This window comes from Pseudomonas sp. X4 (assembly GCF_040784925.1).
Lineage (GTDB): Bacteria > Pseudomonadota > Gammaproteobacteria > Pseudomonadales > Pseudomonadaceae > Aquipseudomonas > Aquipseudomonas putida_Z.
In genome coordinates this window covers 1,696,448-1,714,441 of the sequence record NZ_CP160798.1, presented here as the reverse complement: position 1 = coordinate 1,714,441, position 17,994 = coordinate 1,696,448, and the positions used below count along the sequence as shown (strand labels likewise).

Annotated in this window: 18 protein-coding genes; 9 read left to right on the top strand and 9 right to left on the bottom strand. The window is 64.6% G+C overall.

Going from position 1 to position 17,994, the window contains the following annotated elements; translation table 11 throughout:
• Positions 1-51: 51 nt before the first annotated feature.
• The 7 genes from purD to ABX298_RS07505 form a co-directional block, all read right to left on the bottom strand.
• On the bottom strand, positions 52-1,347 hold the full coding sequence (purD, locus tag ABX298_RS07535) for a phosphoribosylamine--glycine ligase (protein WP_075046492.1): 1,296 nt from the start codon (positions 1,345-1,347) through the stop codon (positions 52-54).
• Positions 1,348-1,534: 187 nt separating this feature from the next.
• Positions 1,535-3,142 carry a bifunctional phosphoribosylaminoimidazolecarboxamide formyltransferase/IMP cyclohydrolase gene (purH, locus tag ABX298_RS07530; protein ID WP_075046491.1) on the bottom strand — a complete coding sequence of 536 codons (1,608 nt, stop codon included), beginning with the start codon at positions 3,140-3,142 and terminating at the stop codon, positions 1,535-1,537.
• A gap of 81 nt (positions 3,143-3,223) precedes the next feature.
• Complete coding sequence (gene fis / locus ABX298_RS07525) at positions 3,224-3,544, bottom strand: DNA-binding transcriptional regulator Fis (protein WP_012274390.1); 321 nt, start codon at positions 3,542-3,544, stop codon at positions 3,224-3,226.
• Positions 3,541-4,554 (bottom strand): tRNA dihydrouridine synthase DusB, encoded by a 1,014-nt coding sequence (dusB, locus tag ABX298_RS07520; RefSeq protein WP_046613238.1) that lies wholly within the window; start codon positions 4,552-4,554, stop codon positions 3,541-3,543. Before dusB ends, fis begins: the two co-directional genes overlap by 4 nt.
• Before the next feature lie 255 nt (positions 4,555-4,809).
• Positions 4,810-6,171, bottom strand: a complete 1,362-nt coding sequence (locus ABX298_RS07515; RefSeq protein ID WP_317409437.1) for a DUF3426 domain-containing protein — start codon at positions 6,169-6,171, stop codon at positions 4,810-4,812.
• A gap of 42 nt (positions 6,172-6,213) precedes the next feature.
• Complete coding sequence (gene prmA / locus ABX298_RS07510; RefSeq protein WP_025340777.1) at positions 6,214-7,092, bottom strand: 50S ribosomal protein L11 methyltransferase; 879 nt, start codon at positions 7,090-7,092, stop codon at positions 6,214-6,216.
• 249 nt (positions 7,093-7,341) lie between these two features.
• Entirely contained in the window at positions 7,342-7,797 is a 456-nt protein-coding gene (locus ABX298_RS07505) for a MaoC family dehydratase (protein WP_317409436.1), read from the bottom strand.
• Between the two features lie 143 nt (positions 7,798-7,940).
• Between ABX298_RS07505 and ABX298_RS07500 the strand changes: the two genes are divergently transcribed.
• The 3 genes from ABX298_RS07500 to ABX298_RS07490 are packed head-to-tail and all read left to right on the top strand — an operon-like array spanning position 7,941 to position 9,616.
• Positions 7,941-8,303, top strand: coding sequence for a CidA/LrgA family protein (locus tag ABX298_RS07500; RefSeq protein WP_046613232.1), 363 nt, complete (start codon positions 7,941-7,943; stop codon positions 8,301-8,303).
• Entirely contained in the window at positions 8,300-9,016 is a 717-nt protein-coding gene (locus tag ABX298_RS07495; RefSeq protein ID WP_013974365.1) for an LrgB family protein, read from the top strand. The genes ABX298_RS07500 and ABX298_RS07495 overlap by 4 nt, the downstream gene beginning before the upstream one ends.
• A 9-nt stretch (positions 9,017-9,025) precedes the next feature.
• Positions 9,026-9,616 carry an LON peptidase substrate-binding domain-containing protein gene (locus ABX298_RS07490; RefSeq protein WP_075046485.1) on the top strand — a complete coding sequence of 197 codons (591 nt, stop codon included), beginning with the start codon at positions 9,026-9,028 and terminating at the stop codon, positions 9,614-9,616.
• A gap of 128 nt (positions 9,617-9,744) precedes the next feature.
• Here the strand turns inward: ABX298_RS07490 and ABX298_RS07485 are convergent, their stop codons facing one another.
• Positions 9,745-11,061, bottom strand: a complete 1,317-nt coding sequence (locus tag ABX298_RS07485; RefSeq protein ID WP_367394256.1) for a bifunctional DedA family/phosphatase PAP2 family protein — start codon at positions 11,059-11,061, stop codon at positions 9,745-9,747.
• 3 nt (positions 11,062-11,064) lie between these two features.
• The gene (locus ABX298_RS07480; protein ID WP_137162481.1) at positions 11,065-11,733 is read right to left on the bottom strand and encodes a DNA-3-methyladenine glycosylase; all 669 of its coding nucleotides are present in this window, start codon (positions 11,731-11,733) and stop codon (positions 11,065-11,067) included.
• Between the two features lie 329 nt (positions 11,734-12,062).
• On the opposite strand from ABX298_RS07480, the gene ABX298_RS07475 reads away from it, so the two are divergent.
• Genes ABX298_RS07475 through rodA form a run of 6 tightly spaced genes read left to right on the top strand, consistent with a single transcriptional unit; the run spans position 12,063 to position 17,984 of the window.
• The gene (locus tag ABX298_RS07475) at positions 12,063-13,334 is read left to right on the top strand and encodes a glutamate-5-semialdehyde dehydrogenase (protein ID WP_367394255.1); all 1,272 of its coding nucleotides are present in this window, start codon (positions 12,063-12,065) and stop codon (positions 13,332-13,334) included.
• A gap of 1 nt (position 13,335) precedes the next feature.
• Positions 13,336-13,995, top strand: a complete 660-nt coding sequence (gene nadD, locus ABX298_RS07470; RefSeq protein WP_075046481.1) for a nicotinate-nucleotide adenylyltransferase — start codon at positions 13,336-13,338, stop codon at positions 13,993-13,995.
• 43 nt (positions 13,996-14,038) lie between these two features.
• Positions 14,039-14,458: a ribosome silencing factor gene (gene rsfS / locus ABX298_RS07465; RefSeq protein WP_013974359.1), complete on the top strand. Its 420-nt coding sequence runs from the start codon at positions 14,039-14,041 to the stop codon at positions 14,456-14,458.
• Between the two features lie 10 nt (positions 14,459-14,468).
• A complete protein-coding gene (gene rlmH, locus ABX298_RS07460; RefSeq protein WP_003249722.1) occupies positions 14,469-14,936 on the top strand; it encodes a 23S rRNA (pseudouridine(1915)-N(3))-methyltransferase RlmH in 468 nt (155 codons plus the stop codon).
• A gap of 16 nt (positions 14,937-14,952) precedes the next feature.
• Positions 14,953-16,842, top strand: a complete 1,890-nt coding sequence (gene mrdA, locus ABX298_RS07455) for a penicillin-binding protein 2 (protein ID WP_025340768.1) — start codon at positions 14,953-14,955, stop codon at positions 16,840-16,842.
• A 38-nt stretch (positions 16,843-16,880) separates the two neighbouring features.
• Positions 16,881-17,984: a rod shape-determining protein RodA gene (rodA, locus tag ABX298_RS07450; protein ID WP_015271941.1), complete on the top strand. Its 1,104-nt coding sequence runs from the start codon at positions 16,881-16,883 to the stop codon at positions 17,982-17,984.
• Positions 17,985-17,994: the final 10 nt, after the last annotated feature.

The following is a 17,994-nucleotide window of genomic DNA, read 5'->3' as shown; positions in this document are numbered from 1 at the left end:
GGATGCCGCAGGCGCAAGGTGCTGGCGCGCGCTGCGGCAACCCGGTACAACTTACTGCTGGTGCTCACCGCGCTCGCGGGCGATGGCCCGGTAGCCGATGTCGGTGCGGTAGAAGCTGCCGTTCCAGCTTACTTCCTTGGCCAGGCGGTAAGCCTGCTGCTGCGCGTCGGCAACGGTGCTGCCCATGGCGGTGGCACACAGCACGCGCCCGCCGTTGGTGGTCACCTTGCCATCCTTCAGTGCGGTACCGGCGTGGAACACCTTGCCTTCGATCTTCGCGGCAGCGTCCAGGCCGTTGATCACGTCACCCTTGGCGTAGTCGCCCGGGTAGCCGCCGGCAGCCAGTACCACGCCCAGGCTCGGGCGCGGGTCCCACTGTGCTTCGACCTTGTCCAGCGCCTTGGCGAATGCGGCCTCGACCAGCAGCACCAGGCTCGACTCCAGGCGCAGCATGACTGGCTGGGTCTCAGGGTCGCCGAAGCGGCAGTTGAACTCGATGACCTTGGGGTTGCCCGCCTTGTCGATCATCAGGCCGGCGTAGAGGAAGCCGGTGTAGACGTTGCCTTCCTCGGCCATGCCGCGCACGGTCGGCCAGATCACCTGGTCCATCACGCGCTGGTGCACTTCGGCGGTGACCACTGGGGCAGGGGAGTAGGCACCCATGCCGCCGGTGTTCGGGCCGGTGTCCTGGTCGCCGACGCGCTTGTGGTCCTGGCTGGTGGCCATGGGCAGCACGTTCTGGCCGTCGACCATGACGATGAAGCTGGCTTCCTCGCCGTCGAGGAACTCCTCGATGACCACGCGGGAGCCCGCATCGCCGAAAGCGTTGCCGGCCAGCATGTCACGCACGGCGGCTTCGGCTTCTTCCAGGGTCATGGCGACGATCACGCCCTTGCCCGCGGCCAGGCCGTCGGCCTTGATCACGATCGGCGCGCCTTTTTCCTGCAGGTAGGCCAGCGCCGGCTCGATTTCGGTGAAGTTCTGGTAGTCGGCGGTCGGGATCTTGTGACGCGCCAGGAAGTCCTTGGTGAAGGCCTTGGAGCCTTCCAGCTGGGCCGCGCCCTTGGTCGGACCGAAGCAGTCCAGGCCGCGGCTGCGGAACAGGTCGACCACGCCGATGACCAGCGGTGCTTCCGGGCCGACGATGGTCAGGTCGACGTTCTTCTCGGCGAAGTCAGCCAGTTGCTCCAGGGCGCACACGTCGATGGCGACGTTCTCGCACTTGGCTTCAATGGCGGTGCCGGCGTTGCCCGGGGCAACGAAGACTTTTTCCACGCGTGGGTCCTGGGCGACTTTCCAGGCCAGGGCGTGCTCACGGCCGCCGCTGCCGATGATCAAAACTTTCATGTCAAAACCTCGAATTCTGTCTGGCCGATCCCGCTTCTTCTGTGGGAGCGGCCTTGTGTCGCGAAAGGGCCGCAAAGCGGCCCCGGCAATCTCTGCTGCGAAGCTGAAAATCTGGGGCCGCTACGCGCCCCTTTCGCGACGCAAGGCCGCTCCCACAGGCAGGGCCGAGGATCGGCCGGCCATCTGTTTAGTGGCGGAAGTGGCGCATACCGGTGAAGACCATGGCGATGCCGGCTTCGTCAGCAGCAGCAATCACCTCGGCATCACGCATCGAACCACCCGGCTGGATCACGGCGCTGATACCCACTTTAGCCGCATTGTCGATGCCATCACGGAACGGGAAGAACGCGTCCGACGCCATGACTGCGCCCTGCACCTGCAGGCCGGCATGCTCGGCCTTGATTGCAGCAATGCGCGCGGAGTTGACGCGGCTCATCTGGCCGGCGCCGACGCCGATGGTCTGGCGCTGCTTGGCGTAGACAATGGCGTTGGACTTGACGAACTTGGCCACTTTCCAGGCGAACACCAGGTCGTGGATCTCTTGCTCGGTCGGCGCGCGCTTGGTGACGATCTTCAGGTCATCGGCAGTGATCATGCCGATATCGCGGCTCTGCACCAGCAGGCCACCGTTGACGCGCTTGAAGTCCCAACCGGCAGCGCGCTCGGCTGGCCACTCGCCGCATTCCAGCAGGCGTACGTTCTGCTTGGCGGCAACCACGTCGCGGGCAGCCTGGGAGATTTTCGGGGCGATGATCACTTCGACGAACTGGCGGTCGACAATGGCCTTGGCGGTTTCGCCGTCCAGCTCGCGGTTGAAGGCGATGATGCCGCCGAACGCCGACTCGGTGTCGGTGGCATAGGCCAGGTCGTAGGCCTTGCGGATGCCGCCTTCGTCTTCAGGTACCACGGCCACGCCGCATGGGTTGGCGTGCTTGACGATGACGCAGGCCGGCTTGACGAAGCTCTTCACGCACTCCAGTGCGGCGTCGGTGTCGGCCACGTTGTTGAACGACAGCTCCTTGCCCTGCAGCTGGATGGCGGTGGAAACGCTGGCTTCGCCTTTTTTCGCTTCCACGTAGAACGCCGCGCTCTGGTGCGGGTTCTCGCCGTAGCGCATTTCCTGGGCCTTGACGAACTGGCTGTTGAAGGTGCGCGGGAATTCGCTGCGGTCTTCAGTGCTCAGGGTCTCTTTGGCCTGATCGATGGTGCCCATGTAGTTGGCGATCATGCCGTCGTAGGCGGCGGTGTGCTCGAACGCCTTGAGCATCAGGTCGAAGCGCTGGGCGTAGGTCAGGCCACCGGCCTTGAGGCCTTCGACGATGCCGGCGTAGTCGCTGGCGTTGACCACGATGGCCACGTCCTTGTGGTTCTTGGCAGCCGAACGGACCATGGTCGGGCCGCCGATGTCGATGTTCTCGATGGCGGTCGGCAGATCACAGCCAGGCTTGGAAATGGTGGCTTCGAACGGGTACAGGTTGACTGCTACAAGGTCGATCGGCTTGATGCCGTGCTCGTTCATGATGGCGTCGTCGGTGCCGCGACGGCCCAGGATGCCACCGTGGATTTTCGGGTGCAGGGTCTTGACCCGGCCATCCATCATTTCGGCGAAGCCGGTGTAGTCGGCCACTTCCACCGCGTTGACGCCGTTGTCCTTGAGCAGCTTGTAGGTGCCGCCGGTGGACAGGATCTCGACACCGAGCTGCTGCAGCTCACGGGCGAATTCGAGGATACCGGTCTTGTCGGAGACGCTGATCAGGGCGCGGCGGACTGGCAGGCGGGTAGTCTGGTCGGTCATTTCGGGTTCCAATAACGCGGTGGAGTCAGCAAAAAAGGCGCCTCTGTTCAGGGAGCCGCCTTTTCTGGTTGGGATTCTGGCTTACAACAAGTCGTACTGCTTGAGCTTCTTGCGCAGGGTGCCTCGGTTCAGCCCGAGCATCTCGCTGGCCTTGGTCTGGTTGCCCTTCACGTAGTTCATCACGCTTTCGAGCAGGGGCGCCTCGACTTCGGAGAGCACCAGGTTGTACACGTCCGTCACGGTCGCGCCTTCCAGGTGGGCGAAGTAGTTGTGCAGCGCCTTCTCGACGCTGTCGCGAAGGGTCTGGCCCTCTTCGCTCGGCGTGTTGAGGTGCTGTTTCAGGTTGGCGTTGTCGCTCACGGGCGTTGTTCCACTCACAAATGTCTCGGTCATCATCGTCATGCGGCCACCCCTTGTCCGTCCTCTGTCTCAAGGCTCTGTCGACGTTCGCTGAAAAACGCGCGAACGTTGGCGCACTGCGCTTGTGTGTCTTCCAAAGCGTTGAACCGGGAGCGAAACTCCTTGCCGCCGGGTCGTGTTGCCAGGTACCAGCCAACGTGCTTGCGGGCGATACGTACGCCCATCACATCGCCATAGAAGGCATGCAGCGCGGCCAGGTGCTCCAGCAGGATGCGTTCCACTTCGTCCAGCTGCGGCGCTGGCAGGTGTTCGCCAGTGCGCAGGTAATGCTCGATCTCGCGAAAGATCCATGGCCGCCCCTGGGCGGCCCGGCCGATCAACAGGCCGTCTACCCCGGTGGCGTCCAGCACCGCCCGGGCCTTTTCTGGCGAGGTGATATCGCCGTTGGCAAAAACCGGGATCGACACCGCCTGCTTGATGGCAGCGATGGTGTCGTATTCGGCTTCGCCGGTGTACAGGTCGGCGCGTGTGCGGCCATGCACCGCCAGCGCCTGGATGCCGGCCTGCTCGGCGATCCTCGCCACGTTCAGGCCGTTCTTGTTCGCCCGGTCCCAGCCGGTGCGGATCTTCAGGGTCACCGGGACGTCCACGGCGCCGACCACGGCGTGGAGAATCTCGCTGACCAAGGCTTCATCTCTCAATAAAGCAGAGCCTGCGGCTTTGTTGCAGACTTTTTTTGCCGGGCAGCCCATGTTGATATCAATGATCTGGGCGCCTGCTTCGACGTTGGCCTTTGCCGCCGCTGCCATCATCTGCGCATCACCACCGGCGATCTGCACCGAGCGTGGCTCGGGATCACCTTCATGGATGCGGCGCAGGCTCGACTTGCGGCTGTTCCACAGGCTCATGTCGCTGGAGACCATTTCCGACACCACCATGCCGGCGCCCAGGCGCTGGCAAAGTGTACGGAAAGGCTGGTCTGTGACCCCGGCCATGGGCGCGAGGATCAGGTTGTTACGTAGTGTGTATGGGCCGATGCGTACCGCCGACATAGGTGATCCCTGTTGTGGGGCCGAATCTTGGAGTTCGAAAAAGGGTTGGCATGATACCCGCTCTCGGTGACCGGATAAAGATGGATTTGGATAAAATCTGAACAGTTGTCGGCTTATGACATTTGGTATGGGGGGAGGATCCAGGACCTTGCGCGGCCCCTGTGGGAGCGGGCGTGCCCGCGAAGCAGGCGGCGCAATGGATGGCACGGGCTTCGCCCGTGATCGCGGGCACGCCCGCTCCCACAGGGTTGGTGGTTATTCCGGCGAGCGGAAGCTCAGGCTGTAGTTAACGGCCTTCGGCCCCGGGTCGAGGATGTCCAGGGCGATGTGGATCGGGGTCTGGCTGGGCATTTCGCCGCGCCCGGCCAGTTCGCCGGACAGGTATTCGCTGGGCTTGAAGCGCCGGCTGGCGATCAGCTGGCCATTGAGGTCGGCGAAGCGCAGTTCCAGCAGCGGGAACGGCTGGGCGAACGGCGCGCGGTTGTAGATGATCGCATCGACGATCAGTGCGCCCTTGAAGTCCGGGTGGCTGCGTACTACCAGGTTGCTGCTCTTGATTCGGGCGATATCGACGCGGGTCGGCACTTCGCAGCCGACCAACGGGCAGACTTGCTGGAAGAGCGGCCGGTACTGGTCCTGGCGGGCCATTTCATCGAAGTGGAACCACACGTACTGGAACGCCAGCAAGCCAGCGGCCAGCAGGGTCAGGAAGCCCCACAGCAGGCGCTTGCCCCAGTTGGGTGCGGGCTTTTCCCAGCCTAGTTGCAGCGGGTCGTCGACCACATCGACCAGCGGCTCCTTGCGCGCCGGGCGCTCGGCTTTGCCGGCAAGGCCTGGTTCCAGGCGTTCGCCGGGCAGCGGCTCGACAGGCTCGTCATCGCGCGCAGACAGGTGCAGCTCCAGCGGCTCGTCGTCGCGGGCGCTCAGACCCTGTACCGAGGCTTCATCATCGCTGGCACCCAGCGGTTCGTTGAATTCGGGGTGGTCATCGATTTCGGCGGCACGGTGTACCGGCGGCTCGTCGTCGATATCCAGGTCCAGATTGCCACCTAACGTCGGCTCGGTACGCTCGCCAGGGGCTGGCTCCAGGTCCAGCTCCAAGGGCTCCGGCTCCCGCAGCACGGGCGCGGTTTCTATCGCCGGTTGCGGTTCGAACGGTTCATCGGTAGCCGTACCGAACAGGTCGTCGGCATGTTCGTCCGGGTGCAGTTCGTCACGCCGCGCCTGCAGGCCGTCATCCTGGCTGGCCGGGCGAGCCGTGGCCGGTTGGCCGCGGCGCTCCAGGCGCTCCAGTTCCATGTCGAGGTCGAGCGCGTCCAACGCCTGGTTGGTGAGCGCCCAGTCCTCGTCCGGGGTGGTGCCGGGTTCGCTGGCGACAGGCTCGGGTGCGATCACCGGTTCGGCCAGCGGCTCGGCAGGGGCGGCAGGCATCGGTGCCGGCACCGCAGGTGCGCTGGCTCCGCCGGTGCGGTTCTGCTCCAGCAGCTGCTTGGCGGCGTTGAACACCTGCAGGCAGTGGCCGCAGCGCACTACACCGCGGGCCACGCTCAACTGGTGGTGGGTGACGCGAAAGCTGGTCTGGCAATGCGGGCACTGGGTGACGAAACTGTCGGTCATGCGGCAATCCGGGAGCTGTGCAGAAAAGTATTCTAGGCCCGCTTAACGGCGGCGACCACTGATGCGCACCCAGCCGTCGCGCACGACGATCGGGTCCAGCTCGAAGTCGGCGGCATAGGCCGCGGCCACTTCCTCACCCTGCTCGGCGAGGATGCCCGACAGCGCCAGCAGGCCACCTGGGCGGACCAGGCCGGACAGTTGCGGTGCCAGCGACACCAGCGGGCCGGCGAGGATGTTGGCGACCAGCACGTCGGCCTGCATGGCCGGCATGTGCTCGGGCAGGTACAGCGCCAGCTTCTCATCGGCGATGCCGTTGCGCTGGGCGTTGTCGCGCGAAGCCTCGATGGCCTGCACGTCGATGTCGGTACCGACCGCCTCACGGGCGCCCAGCAGCAGCGCGGCGATGGCCAGAATGCCCGAGCCGCAGCCGAAGTCCAGCACCTGGGTGCCTTCGAGTTGCTGGCCGTCGAGCCATTCCAGGCACAGGGCGGTGGTCGGGTGGGTGCCGGTGCCGAACGCCAGGCCCGGGTCGAGCAGCAGGTTCACCGCGTCCTGTTCCGGGGCCTCGTGCCAGCTGGGCACGATCCACAGGCGGCGGCCGAAGCGCATCGGCTGGAAGTTGTCCATCCAGCTGCGTTCCCAGTCCTGGTCCTCGATCACCTCGGCCTGGTGCTCGGGCAGCTCGGCGCCGGTCAGCAGTCGCAGGTGGGCGAATACCTGCTCAGGGTCGGCATCGGCCTCGAACAGGGCCAGCAGGTGGGTGTGCGACCACAGCGGAGTGGTGTTGAGGTCTGGCTCGAAGATCGGTTGATCCTCGGCGTCCATGAACGTGACCGAGACGGCACCCACTTCGAGCAGGGCATCTTCGTAGGTTTCGGCTTGTTCCGGGCTGATGGCCAGGCGTACTTGCAGCCAGGGCATGGCGGGCACCTTTGGTAAATCGACAGGGGCAGCCCTAGGCTGCGCGAAGGCTGGCAGTTTACGCGAGTGCGGTGGGTTTGTAGAGGAGGCCAGGCACGGACATCGTTGGGGCTACTGCCTTGCACAACATTGAAATCCTGGCATGCACCCCGTGGGAGCGGGCGCGCCCGCGAACACGGGCGAAGCCCGTGCCATCCACCGCGGTGCTTGCTTCGCGGGCATGCCCGCTCCCACAGAAACTGTGGTGCATCAGACAAAGCAGAGGGAAAGCGACTCAGCTATATAAGCAGGCTTCTCTTCTCCCTCGATTTCCAGCGTGGCAATTGCCTTGAGCAACCATTGTCCCGGCTTCTTCTCGGTCACCTCGGCCAGGTCCACCTTCAGCCGCACCTGGCTGTCGACCTTGACCGGCTGGATGAACCGCACGCTGTCCAGTCCGTAGTTCACCACCATCTTCAGCCCTTCCGGCAGGACCAGGATGTCCTCGATCAGCTTGGGAATCAGCGACAACGTCAGGAAACCGTGGGCGATCGTGCCGCCAAACGGGGTTTTCGCCGCCTTTTCCGGGTCGACATGGATGAACTGGAAATCGCCCGTGGCTTCGGCGAACAGGTTGATGCGCTGCTGGTCGATCTTCAGCCAGGCCGAGCGGCCCAGTTCCTTACCAACGTACTGCGAAAGCTCTGTAACCGGTACATGGGGCATCGCGGACTCTCCAGGTTGTCAGTTGGTACGAAAGTGCAAGATCAGCACGGCGAACCGTTTCAGTCAAGTTGCGCGCTTTTCGACGAATATCGGTATATGGCGGCACATGCTTATAATGGCGGCCATGCACGAGGGAGATGCTTATGCTGTTGCGTGGTTTGACCTGGCTGGTGCTGTTCCAGCTGCTGGGGACGGCAATCAACCACCTGTTGGTGCCGTTTTTGCCGGGGCCGATCATCGGCCTGTTGCTGCTGTTGTTCTTCCTCATGGCCCGTGGTGAGGTGGGCAAGCCGCTGAACGAGGCCGCCAGCAGCCTGCTGCGCTACCTGCCGCTGTTGCTGGTACCGCCAGCGGTGGGGGTGATGGTGTATGCCAAGGATATCGCCGCGGACTTCTGGGCTATTGCCGGTGCCTTGCTGATCTCCTGCCTGGTGACCCTGGTGTTCGTCGGCGTGTTGATGCAAAAGCTCATCCACCGCCAAGGCCGGCGCGAGGAGCAGCCATGATGCTCGACTGGCAAGGCGCACTGGATGCGGTCGTTCATCATCCCTTGTTCGGTATCGGCATCACGCTTGGGGCCTACCAGGTGGTGCTGGCGGCCTATGAGAAGACCCGCTGGATCTTCCTGCAGCCGGTACTGGTGTCGATGCTGCTGGTGATCGGCGTGTTGCTGGTATGCGGCATCGACTACAGCGAATACCGCAAGAGCACCGAAATCATGAACATCTTGCTGGGGCCCGCCACCGTGGCCCTGGCCGTACCGCTCTACCTCAACCTGCGGCGTATCCGTCAGCTGTTCTGGCCCACATTTACTACGCTGGTAGTCGGAGGCCTGTTCGCCACGCTGTGCTGCCTGTTGCTGGGCTGGTGGTTCGGTGCCGAGCACATGATCCTGATGACCATGGCGCCGAAATCGGTGACCTCACCGATCGCCATGCTGGTGGCCGAGCAGATTGGCGGCGTGGCGGCCCTGGCGGCAGTGTTCGTGCTGATTACCGGGGTGATCGGGGCAATCTTCGGCCCGGCGCTGCTGAGCCGTTTTGGCGTGCATAGCCCCGAGGCGCGCGGCATGTCTCTGGGCGTGACCGCGCACGCGGTGGGCACTTCGGTGGCCCTGCAGGAAAGTGACGAATGCGGCGCCTTTGCCGCGCTGGCGATGAGCCTGATGGGGGTGGCCACGGCGGTGTTCTTGCCGCTGGCGGTCAGCCTGGTGGCTTGAGGACTTGTGATGACGCTACCGCTGTTTCCCCTCAATACCGTGCTGTTTCCTGGTTGTTTCCTCGATTTGCAGATTTTCGAGGCACGCTACCTGGACATGATCGGGCGCTGCATGAAGCGGGGCGAAGGTTTTGGTGTGGTGTGCATCCTGGAAGGCGAGCAGGTCGGCAAGGCGCCGCCGGTGGTTGCCTCGATCGGCTGCGAGGCGGTGATCCGTGACTTCGTGCAGCAGGATAACGGCTTGCTGGGTATCCGCGTCGAAGGTGTGCGGCGCTTCAACCTGGACAGTACCGAGGTGCAGAAGGACCAGTTGCTGGTGGGGCAGGTGCAATGGCTGCCGGAGCAGGCGGACAGCCCGTTGCTCGAGGCGGACGAAGACCTGCTGGCGTTGCTGGTGGCCCTGGGCGAACACCCGATGGTCGAAGCCTTGGACATGCCGCGCCCGGTGGACGGGCGCCAGGCGTTGGCCAACCAGTTGGCGTACCTGCTGCCGTTCATGGAAGAGGACAAGCTGGATTTGCTGACCCTCGACTCACCACAGGAGCGGTTGGGGGAAATCCAGAAGCTGCTGGAGCGGATTCAGGGTGAATTGTTTGCCTGATAGTGATGGGTTGCCAGTGCCGGCCTCTTCGCGGGCTTGCCCGCTCCCACAGAGATAGCGCCGTTCTCAGGCTTGATGCAGTACCTGTGGGAGCGGGTTTACCCGCGAAGAGGCCGGTACAGGCGACATCAATATTGATACCGCAGCAAAGCCTGCGGCAGCGCATGCATGGCAAAGAACGCCAGCAACGCGACACACGCCGGCAACACCAGCCACCACACCCGCAGCGGCAAGGCCGGCAGGGTCTGGTGACGCTGCACCAGTGCCAGGCTGAGCGCGCACACACAGCACGCCAGCAAGGCCCCGGCGAGGATGTCGGTCGGCCAGTGCGCCCCCAGGTACACCCGTGACAGGGCGATCGCCAGCGCTGGAATACAGCCCAGCATCACCCAGGTCAGGCGCATCCGCGGCGGCTGACCGCGCCCGGCCAGCACCGCCATCACCAGGAAAAACGCAAACGACGCCGAACTGTGCCCGCTGGGCATGCTGTAGCTGGTCAGCGGGTCACTCAGCACTTCCGGGCGGGCCCGGGCGAACAGCCACTTCAGCGTGCCGTTGGCAAGCGCCGTACCCATCAGCGCGCCCGCAGCGAACATGGCATGCCGCCACTGCCGGGCAAGCAGCAGCAGGCCCGTCAGCAGGCCGCCGAGGAACAACTGGGTGCGGAAATCGCCCAGCCGGGTCACCAGCACCACGGCGCCATCGATGGCCTGGCTGCGGTGTTCCTGCACCAGTGTCATCACGCCCTGGTCGAATTCGTGCAGGTAGGGCCAGCCGAGGAAGACCCCGGCCAATGCCAGGAAACTAATGCCGGCGATCAGCCGGGTGCCGTGGCGTTGATCACGAATGCTGGTGTTCAGGCTCAGCCCGATGATGACTGCCAGGGTGCCGGCGATGATCCCGGCATCCAGCCAGAAGCCTTCCGGCAAGGGCAGGCGCATGGCCGCGCCGGTAGCCCAGCCGGGCAGCAGGTAGGCCACCGCCCAGCCGGCACCGGCCACCAGGCTGACGGCGATGAAGCGCGGCAGTGGCATGTCGAACATGCCGGCGACCATCGGCAGCATCGGCCGCAGCGGCCCGATGAAGCGCCCTACCAGCAGGCTGGCGATGCCGTAGCGCTGGAAGTAGGCCTCGGCACTGCCGATCCATTCCGGATGGTGGCGCAGCAGGGGCAGGCGGCGGATGTTCTGGTGGAAGTACTTGCCCACCGTGTACGACAACGCATCGCCCACCAGGCCACCGAGAAAGCCCAGCAGCAGCGTTTCGCCCAGGCTGAAGGCGCCGCTGCCGGCCAGTACCGCGACCGCGAACAGCAACACAGTGCCTGGCACAATGATGCCGGCAATGGCCAGGCACTCGATGCAGGCCACCAGGAAAATCGCCAGGCCAAGCCACTGCGGGTTGGCGCTGAGCCAGCCGGTCAGGCTGTCGAGCCATTGGCCCATGGTTCAGCTTCCTTGTTCCAGAATGAAGAAGTCGCGGCCTTCGACTTGGCCGCGACGTAACGGGTTCCGCGTGCAGAAACGGGCGTACTCGGCATCGACGAAACGGTAGGGCAGATGCTCGTCGCGGCCATGCGGGATGCCCAGGCGGGCGGCCTGGATCACCCGTGGCACGGCATTGCCGCAATCCTCCACGTACAGGCGCTCGGCGTCGAAACGCTGGGCGTCCCAGTGCGGCACCTTCAGGCCCAGGGCCCGGCACAGCAAGGTCTGGCCGGCGCACAGGCGCTCGGCCGGGCGGAGGTTGCCGCTGGCATCGGGGTTGTTCAGTTGCATCTGCGCCAGGCTGTTCGGCCCCGAGCGGGCGTCCTGCCAAGGATAGGCCGACTTGATCAGCACCGCGTTGCCCGGCCCGTGGGCGCTGAAGTTCAGCGAGTCGCCGCCGCGCGCGTAGTACATATAGATGTGCCCGCCATCGAGGAACAACGCCTTGCGTTTTTCGGTGTAGCCGAGCGAGGCGTGGCTGCCCTTGTCGGTGAGGTAGTAGGCCTCGGTCTCGATGATACGCGCGGCCAACCACAGGTCGCCGTGGCGATGGCGGATGACCTTGCCCAGCAGGGCCTTGGCCAGGGTCTGGGCGTCGCGGTCGAAAAAGCTGTCGGGCAAGGCTGGCATGCGGGCGGTTCGCGGTTGGGAAGGCGGGGATGATAGCAATGAATGGCTTAATCGAGGCTGAATCGAATGGGATGTTGGCAGTGCCGGCCCTTTCGCGGGCTCGCCCGCTCCCACAGGTACCTCGGAGGTCCCAGGCCTTGTGCAATCCCTGTGGGAGCGGGTTTACCCGCGAAAGGGCCCTGACAGGAGATAGAAATTTCGATAACCCCGGTTACATCTTTCCTACACAATGCCCCAGCCATTTTCTACCATCCGCCACCCGCCGCTGGGCGTACACCTGCGCGGCAGTTATAATCAGCCGATTTCCCCTTCGCCAAGACACCGAACCCATGACTGAGTCCGTTCTTGACTATATGACCCGCCTGGGTCGCGCTGCCCGTGAGGCTTCCCGGGTGATCGGCCGTGCCAGCACCGCGCAGAAGAACCGCGCCCTGCAAGCTGCCGCCGATGCACTGGACGCCGCTCGTGCCGAGCTGACCGCTGCCAACGAGCAGGACCTGGCCGCCGGCCGTGCCAACGGCCTGGAGCCGGCGCTGCTCGACCGCCTGGCGCTGACCCCGGCGCGTATCGACGGCATGATCACCGGCCTGCGCCAGGTGGCCAGCCTGCCGGACCCGGTCGGTGCCATCCGCGACATGAGCTACCGCCCATCCGGTATCCAGGTTGGCAAGATGCGCACGCCGCTGGGGGTGATCGGGATCATCTACGAGTCGCGCCCGAACGTGACCATCGATGCCGCCAGCCTGTGCCTGAAGTCGGGTAACGCGACTATCCTGCGTGGCGGCTCCGAAGCCATCCACTCCAACCGCGCCATCGCCACCTGCATCCAGCGTGGCCTGGCCGCCGCCGGCCTGCCGGCAGCCGTGGTGCAGGTGGTCGAGACTACCGACCGCGAAGCCGTGGGCGCGCTGATCAGCATGCCGGAATTCGTCGACGTCATCGTGCCGCGCGGTGGCCGTGGCCTGATCGAACGCATCAGCCGCGATGCTCGCGTGCCGGTGATCAAGCACCTGGACGGTATCTGCCACGTCTACGTCAGCCAGCACGCCGACCTGGACAAGGCCTGGCGCGTGGCGTTCAACGCCAAGACCTACCGCTACGGCATCTGTGGCGCCATGGAAACGCTGCTGGTCGACCAGCAGGTGGCCGAGCGCTTCCTGCCGGAAATGGCTCGCCGCTTCCAGGAGAAGGGCGTCGAACTGCGTGGTTGCGAGCGCACCCAGGCGATCATCGAGGCCAAACCGGCCACCGAGGCCGACTGGCACACCGAGTACCTGGACGCGATCCTGTCGATCCGAGTGGTCGACGGCCTGGACCAGGCCATCGAGCACATCAACCACTATGGCTCGCACCACACCGATTCGATCATCAGCGAACACCAGGGTGAAGCCCGCCAGTTCATGGCCGAGGTCGACTCGGCGTCGGTCATGCTCAATACCCCGACCTGCTTCGCCGACGGCTTCGAGTACGGCCTGGGTGCGGAAATCGGCATTTCCACCGACAAGCTGCATGCCCGTGGCCCGGTCGGCCTGGAAGGCCTGACCTGCGAGAAGTACGTAGTGATCGGCGACGGCCAGCTGCGCGGCCAGGAGTCCTGCTGAGTTGAGCAAGGCCCAGGCAGTCCGGCGCATCGGCATTCTTGGCGGCACCTTCGACCCCGTGCACATCGGCCACCTGCGCAGCGCGCTGGAAGTGGCTGAGTTCATGGGGCTGGACGAGCTGCGCCTGCTGCCCAACGCCCGGCCGCCGCACCGCGACACCCCGCAGGTGGCCGCGCAGGACCGCTTGGCCATGGTGCAAGGCGCCGTGCAGGGCGTGCCCTGCCTGAGCGTGGATGCCCGCGAACTGGCGCGCGACAAACCGTCGTACACCATCGACACGCTGGAATCGATCCGCGCCGAACTAGGCGCCAACGATCAGCTGTTCCTGGTGCTGGGCTGGGATGCCTTCTGTGGCTTGCCCGGCTGGCACCGCTGGGAAGAATTGCTGCAACACTGTCACATCCTGGTGCTGCAACGCCCGGATGCCGACGTAGAACCCCCTGACGAGCTGCGCAACCTGCTGGCTGCGCGCTCGGAGAGCGATCCCACCGCCATGTCCGGCCCGGCGGGAAACATTTCGTTCGTCTGGCAGACGCCGCTTGCGGTGTCGGCTACACAGATCCGACAGCTGCTGGCCAGCGGCAAATCGGTGAGGTTCCTGGTGCCGGACGCCGTACTGGCCTACATCGAGGCGCACGAACTGTATCGTGCACCTAACTGACGGTGCCTCTGGCGCCTCATCCAACGAGTTGAACGAGTTTTATATGACCAAGCAGAAAATCCACGGCGAAGAACTGGTCGCCCTGACCAAGGCAGCGCTGGAAGACGTCAAGGCCCAGGACATCCAGGTCATCGACGTGCGCGAAAAGCACAGCCTGACCGACTACATGATCATTGCCACCGGTACCTCCAACCGCCAGATCAACGCGATGCTGGAGAAGGTCCGCGAAGCGGTCAAGGCCAAGGGTGCCCAGCCACTGGGTGAAGAAGGCAAGGGCGACAGCGACTGGGTGCTGCTGGACCTGAACGACGTCATCGTGCACATGATGACCGCCGCTGCCCGCCAGTTCTACGACCTGGAGCGCCTGTGGCAGGGTGCCGAGCAAAGCCGTGCCGCCGATGGCAAGCACCACAGCCCGGACCATGCCCACGAGTACTCCGACAAGCTCAAGGACCGGGAATAAGGAAAGCGCTGTGCGTCTGCGCCTGATCGCGGTCGGCTCGCGCATGCCGAAGTGGGTCGAGGAAGGCTGGCATGAATATGCCAAGCGCCTGCCTGCCGAGCTGTCGCTGGAGCTGGTGGAAATCCCGCTGAACACCCGTGGCAAGAATGCCGACGTCGCCCGCCTGATCCGTCAGGAGGGCGAGGCCATGCTGAGCAAGGTTCAGCCAGGGGAACGCATCGTCACCCTCGAGGTCCATGGCAAGCCCTGGAGTACCGAGCAACTGGCGACCGAGCTGGACCGCTGGCGCCTGGATGCGCGCACGGTGAATTTGATGGTGGGCGGCCCGGAAGGCCTGGCGCCCGAGGTCTGTGCGCGCGCCGAGCAACGCTGGTCGCTGTCGCCGCTGACCTTGCCGCACCCATTGGTAAGGATACTCATCGGCGAGCAGATCTACCGCGCCTGGACCGTGTTGTCCGGGCATCCTTACCATAAATGAGCCTGTAAGCAGTCCGATGTCGCAGCCGATCCGTCTCAAGGACCACGAGAAAGACGCCCGCCTGGTGCGCAACCGCGTCGTGGTTGGCGCAGTGGCGATCATGCTGCTCATTTGCGTGCTGATCGCGCGGCTGTACTACCTGCAGGTCATCCAGCACGACTATCACTCGACGCTGTCGGAGAACAACCGGGTGCATGTGCAGCCGATCCCGCCGACCCGCGGGCTGATCTTCGACCGCAACGGGGTGATCGTCGCCGACAACCGGCCCAGCTTCAGCCTGTCGATGACCCGCGAACGTGCGGGTAACTGGCAGGAAGTGCTGGATACCATCGTCGAAGTGCTGGAACTGACGCCCGACGACCGCGCCCTGTTCGAGAAGCGCATGCGCCAGGGCCGCCGGCCATTCGAGCCGGTGCCGATCCTGTTCGAACTCAACGAAGAGCAGATCGCCCGCGTGGCGGTGAACCAGTTCCGCCTGCCGGGCGTGGAAGTGGTGGCCCAATTGGTGCGCCATTACCCGCAGGGCGCGCACTTCGCCCATTCGGTGGGGTATGTGGGGCGGATCAACGAGAAAGAGCTGAAAACCCTCGACCCGGTGAACTACAGCGGCACCCACCACATCGGCAAGACCGGCATCGAACGCTTCTACGAAGCCGACCTGCATGGCCAGGTGGGCTACGAGGAAGTCGAGACCAACGCCCGTGGCCGTGTGCTGCGGGTGCTCAAGCGTACCGACCCGAAACCGGGCAAGGACATCGTGCTGAGCCTGGACATCAAGCTGCAGGAGGCCGCCGAGGCCGCCCTGGGTGGCCGGCGTGGTGCGGTGGTGGCGCTCGACCCGCGTACCGGCGAGGTGCTGGCGATGGTCAGCCAGCCCAGCTTCGACCCCAACCTGTTCGTCACCGGCATCGGCTTCAAGGCCTATGCCGAACTGCGTGACTCGATCGACCGACCGCTGTTCAACCGCGTGCTGCGCGGCCTGTACCCGCCAGGTTCGACCATCAAGCCGGCGGTGGCCATCGCCGGCCTGGACAGCGGCGTGGTCAATGCCGGCAGCCGGGTGTTCGACCCGGGCTACTACCAGCTGCCCAACTACGACCACAAATACCGTAACTGGAACCGCTCGGGCGATGGCTGGGTCGACCTGGACACCGCGATCATGCGCTCCAACGACACCTACTTCTACGACCTTGCCCACAAGATGGGCATCGATCGGCTGTCCAGCTACATGAACAAGTTCGGCATCGGCCAGCGGGTTTCCCTCGACATGTTCGAGGAATCCGCCGGGCTGATGCCGTCGCGCGAATGGAAGCGCGCCACTCGCCGTCAGGCCTGGTTCCCAGGCGAAACCCTGATCCTCGGCATCGGCCAGGGCTACATGCAGACCACGCCGCTGCAACTGGCCCAGGCCACTGCGCTGATTGCCAACAAGGGCGTGTGGAACCGCCCGCACCTGGCCAAGACCATCGAAGGCCAGCCGCCGGTGGACGACAACCCCATGGAAAACATCGTGCTGCGTGACAAATCCGACTGGGCCAAGGTCACCCATGGCATGGAGCAGGTGATGCACAACGCCCGCGGTACCGCACGCAAGGCGGCCATCGGCTCGCAGTACCGCATTGCCGGCAAGAGCGGTACCGCCCAGGTGGTGGCGATCAAGCAGGGCGAGAAGTACGACCGCAACAAGCTCCAGGAGCGCCACCGCGACCACGCCCTGTTCGTCGCCTTCGCCCCGGCCGAGGACCCGAAGATCGTGGTTTCGGTGATGGTCGAGAACGGTGAGTCCGGCTCGGGCGTCGCCGCCCCGGTGGTGCGCCAGGTGATGGACGCCTGGCTGCTTGACGAAAACGGCCGGCTCAAGCCCGAGTTCGCGCCTGCCACCGTTACCCAGGAATCAGCCCTGTGATGAACAATTTCGATCGCATGCTCTCCAGCGAGGATGTGATGCGTCGGCGCGCCAGCTTTCTGCAGCGCATCCACGTCGACGGCCCTTTGCTGATCATTCTGCTGACCCTCGCGGCCGGCAGCCTGTTTGTCCTGTACTCGGCCAGTGGCAAGAACTGGGACCTGCTGCTCAAGCAGGCCACCTCGTTCGGCATCGGCCTGGTGTCGATGTTCATCATCGCCCAGCTGGAGCCGCGCTTCATGGCCCGTTGGGTGCCGCTGGCCTACCTGGCCGGGGTGCTGTTGCTGGTGGTGGTGGACGTGATGGGCCACAACGCCATGGGCGCCACGCGCTGGATCAACATCCCCGGGGTGATCCGCTTCCAGCCCTCGGAGTTCATGAAGATCATCATGCCGGCGACCATCGCCTGGTACCTGTCCAAGCGCACGTTGCCGCCGCATCTGAAGCATGTGGCGATCAGCCTGGTGCTGATCGGCGTGCCGTTCATCCTGATCGTGCGCCAGCCCGACCTGGGCACGGCGCTGCTGATCCTCGCCTCCGGGGCTTTCGTGCTGTTCATGGGCGGCCTGCGCTGGCGCTGGATCCTCAGCGTGCTGGCGGCTGCGGTGCCAGTGGCGGTGGCGATGTGGTTCTTCGTCATGCACGACTACCAGAAGCAGCGGGTACTGACCTTCCTCGACCCGGAAAGCGACCCGTTGGGCACTGGCTGGAACATCATCCAGTCGAAGGCGGCGATCGGCTCGGGCGGTGTGTTCGGCAAGGGCTGGCTGCTCGGCACCCAGTCGCACCTGGACTTCCTGCCGGAAAGCCATACCGACTTCATCATCGCCGTGCTCGGCGAGGAATTCGGCCTGGTCGGCATCTGCCTGCTGCTGATCGTCTACCTGCTGCTGATCGGCCGTGGCCTGATGATCACCGCCCAGGCGCAGACCCTGTTCGGCAAGCTGCTGGCGGGCAGCCTGACCATGACCTTCTTTGTATACGTGTTCGTCAATATTGGTATGGTCAGCGGCCTTCTGCCCGTGGTGGGCGTGCCGCTGCCCTTCATCAGCTATGGCGGAACTTCGTTGGTGACGCTGCTGTCAGCGTTTGGCGTTCTGATGTCGATCCACACGCACCGCAAATGGATCGCTCAGGTTTGAATAAGGTGAA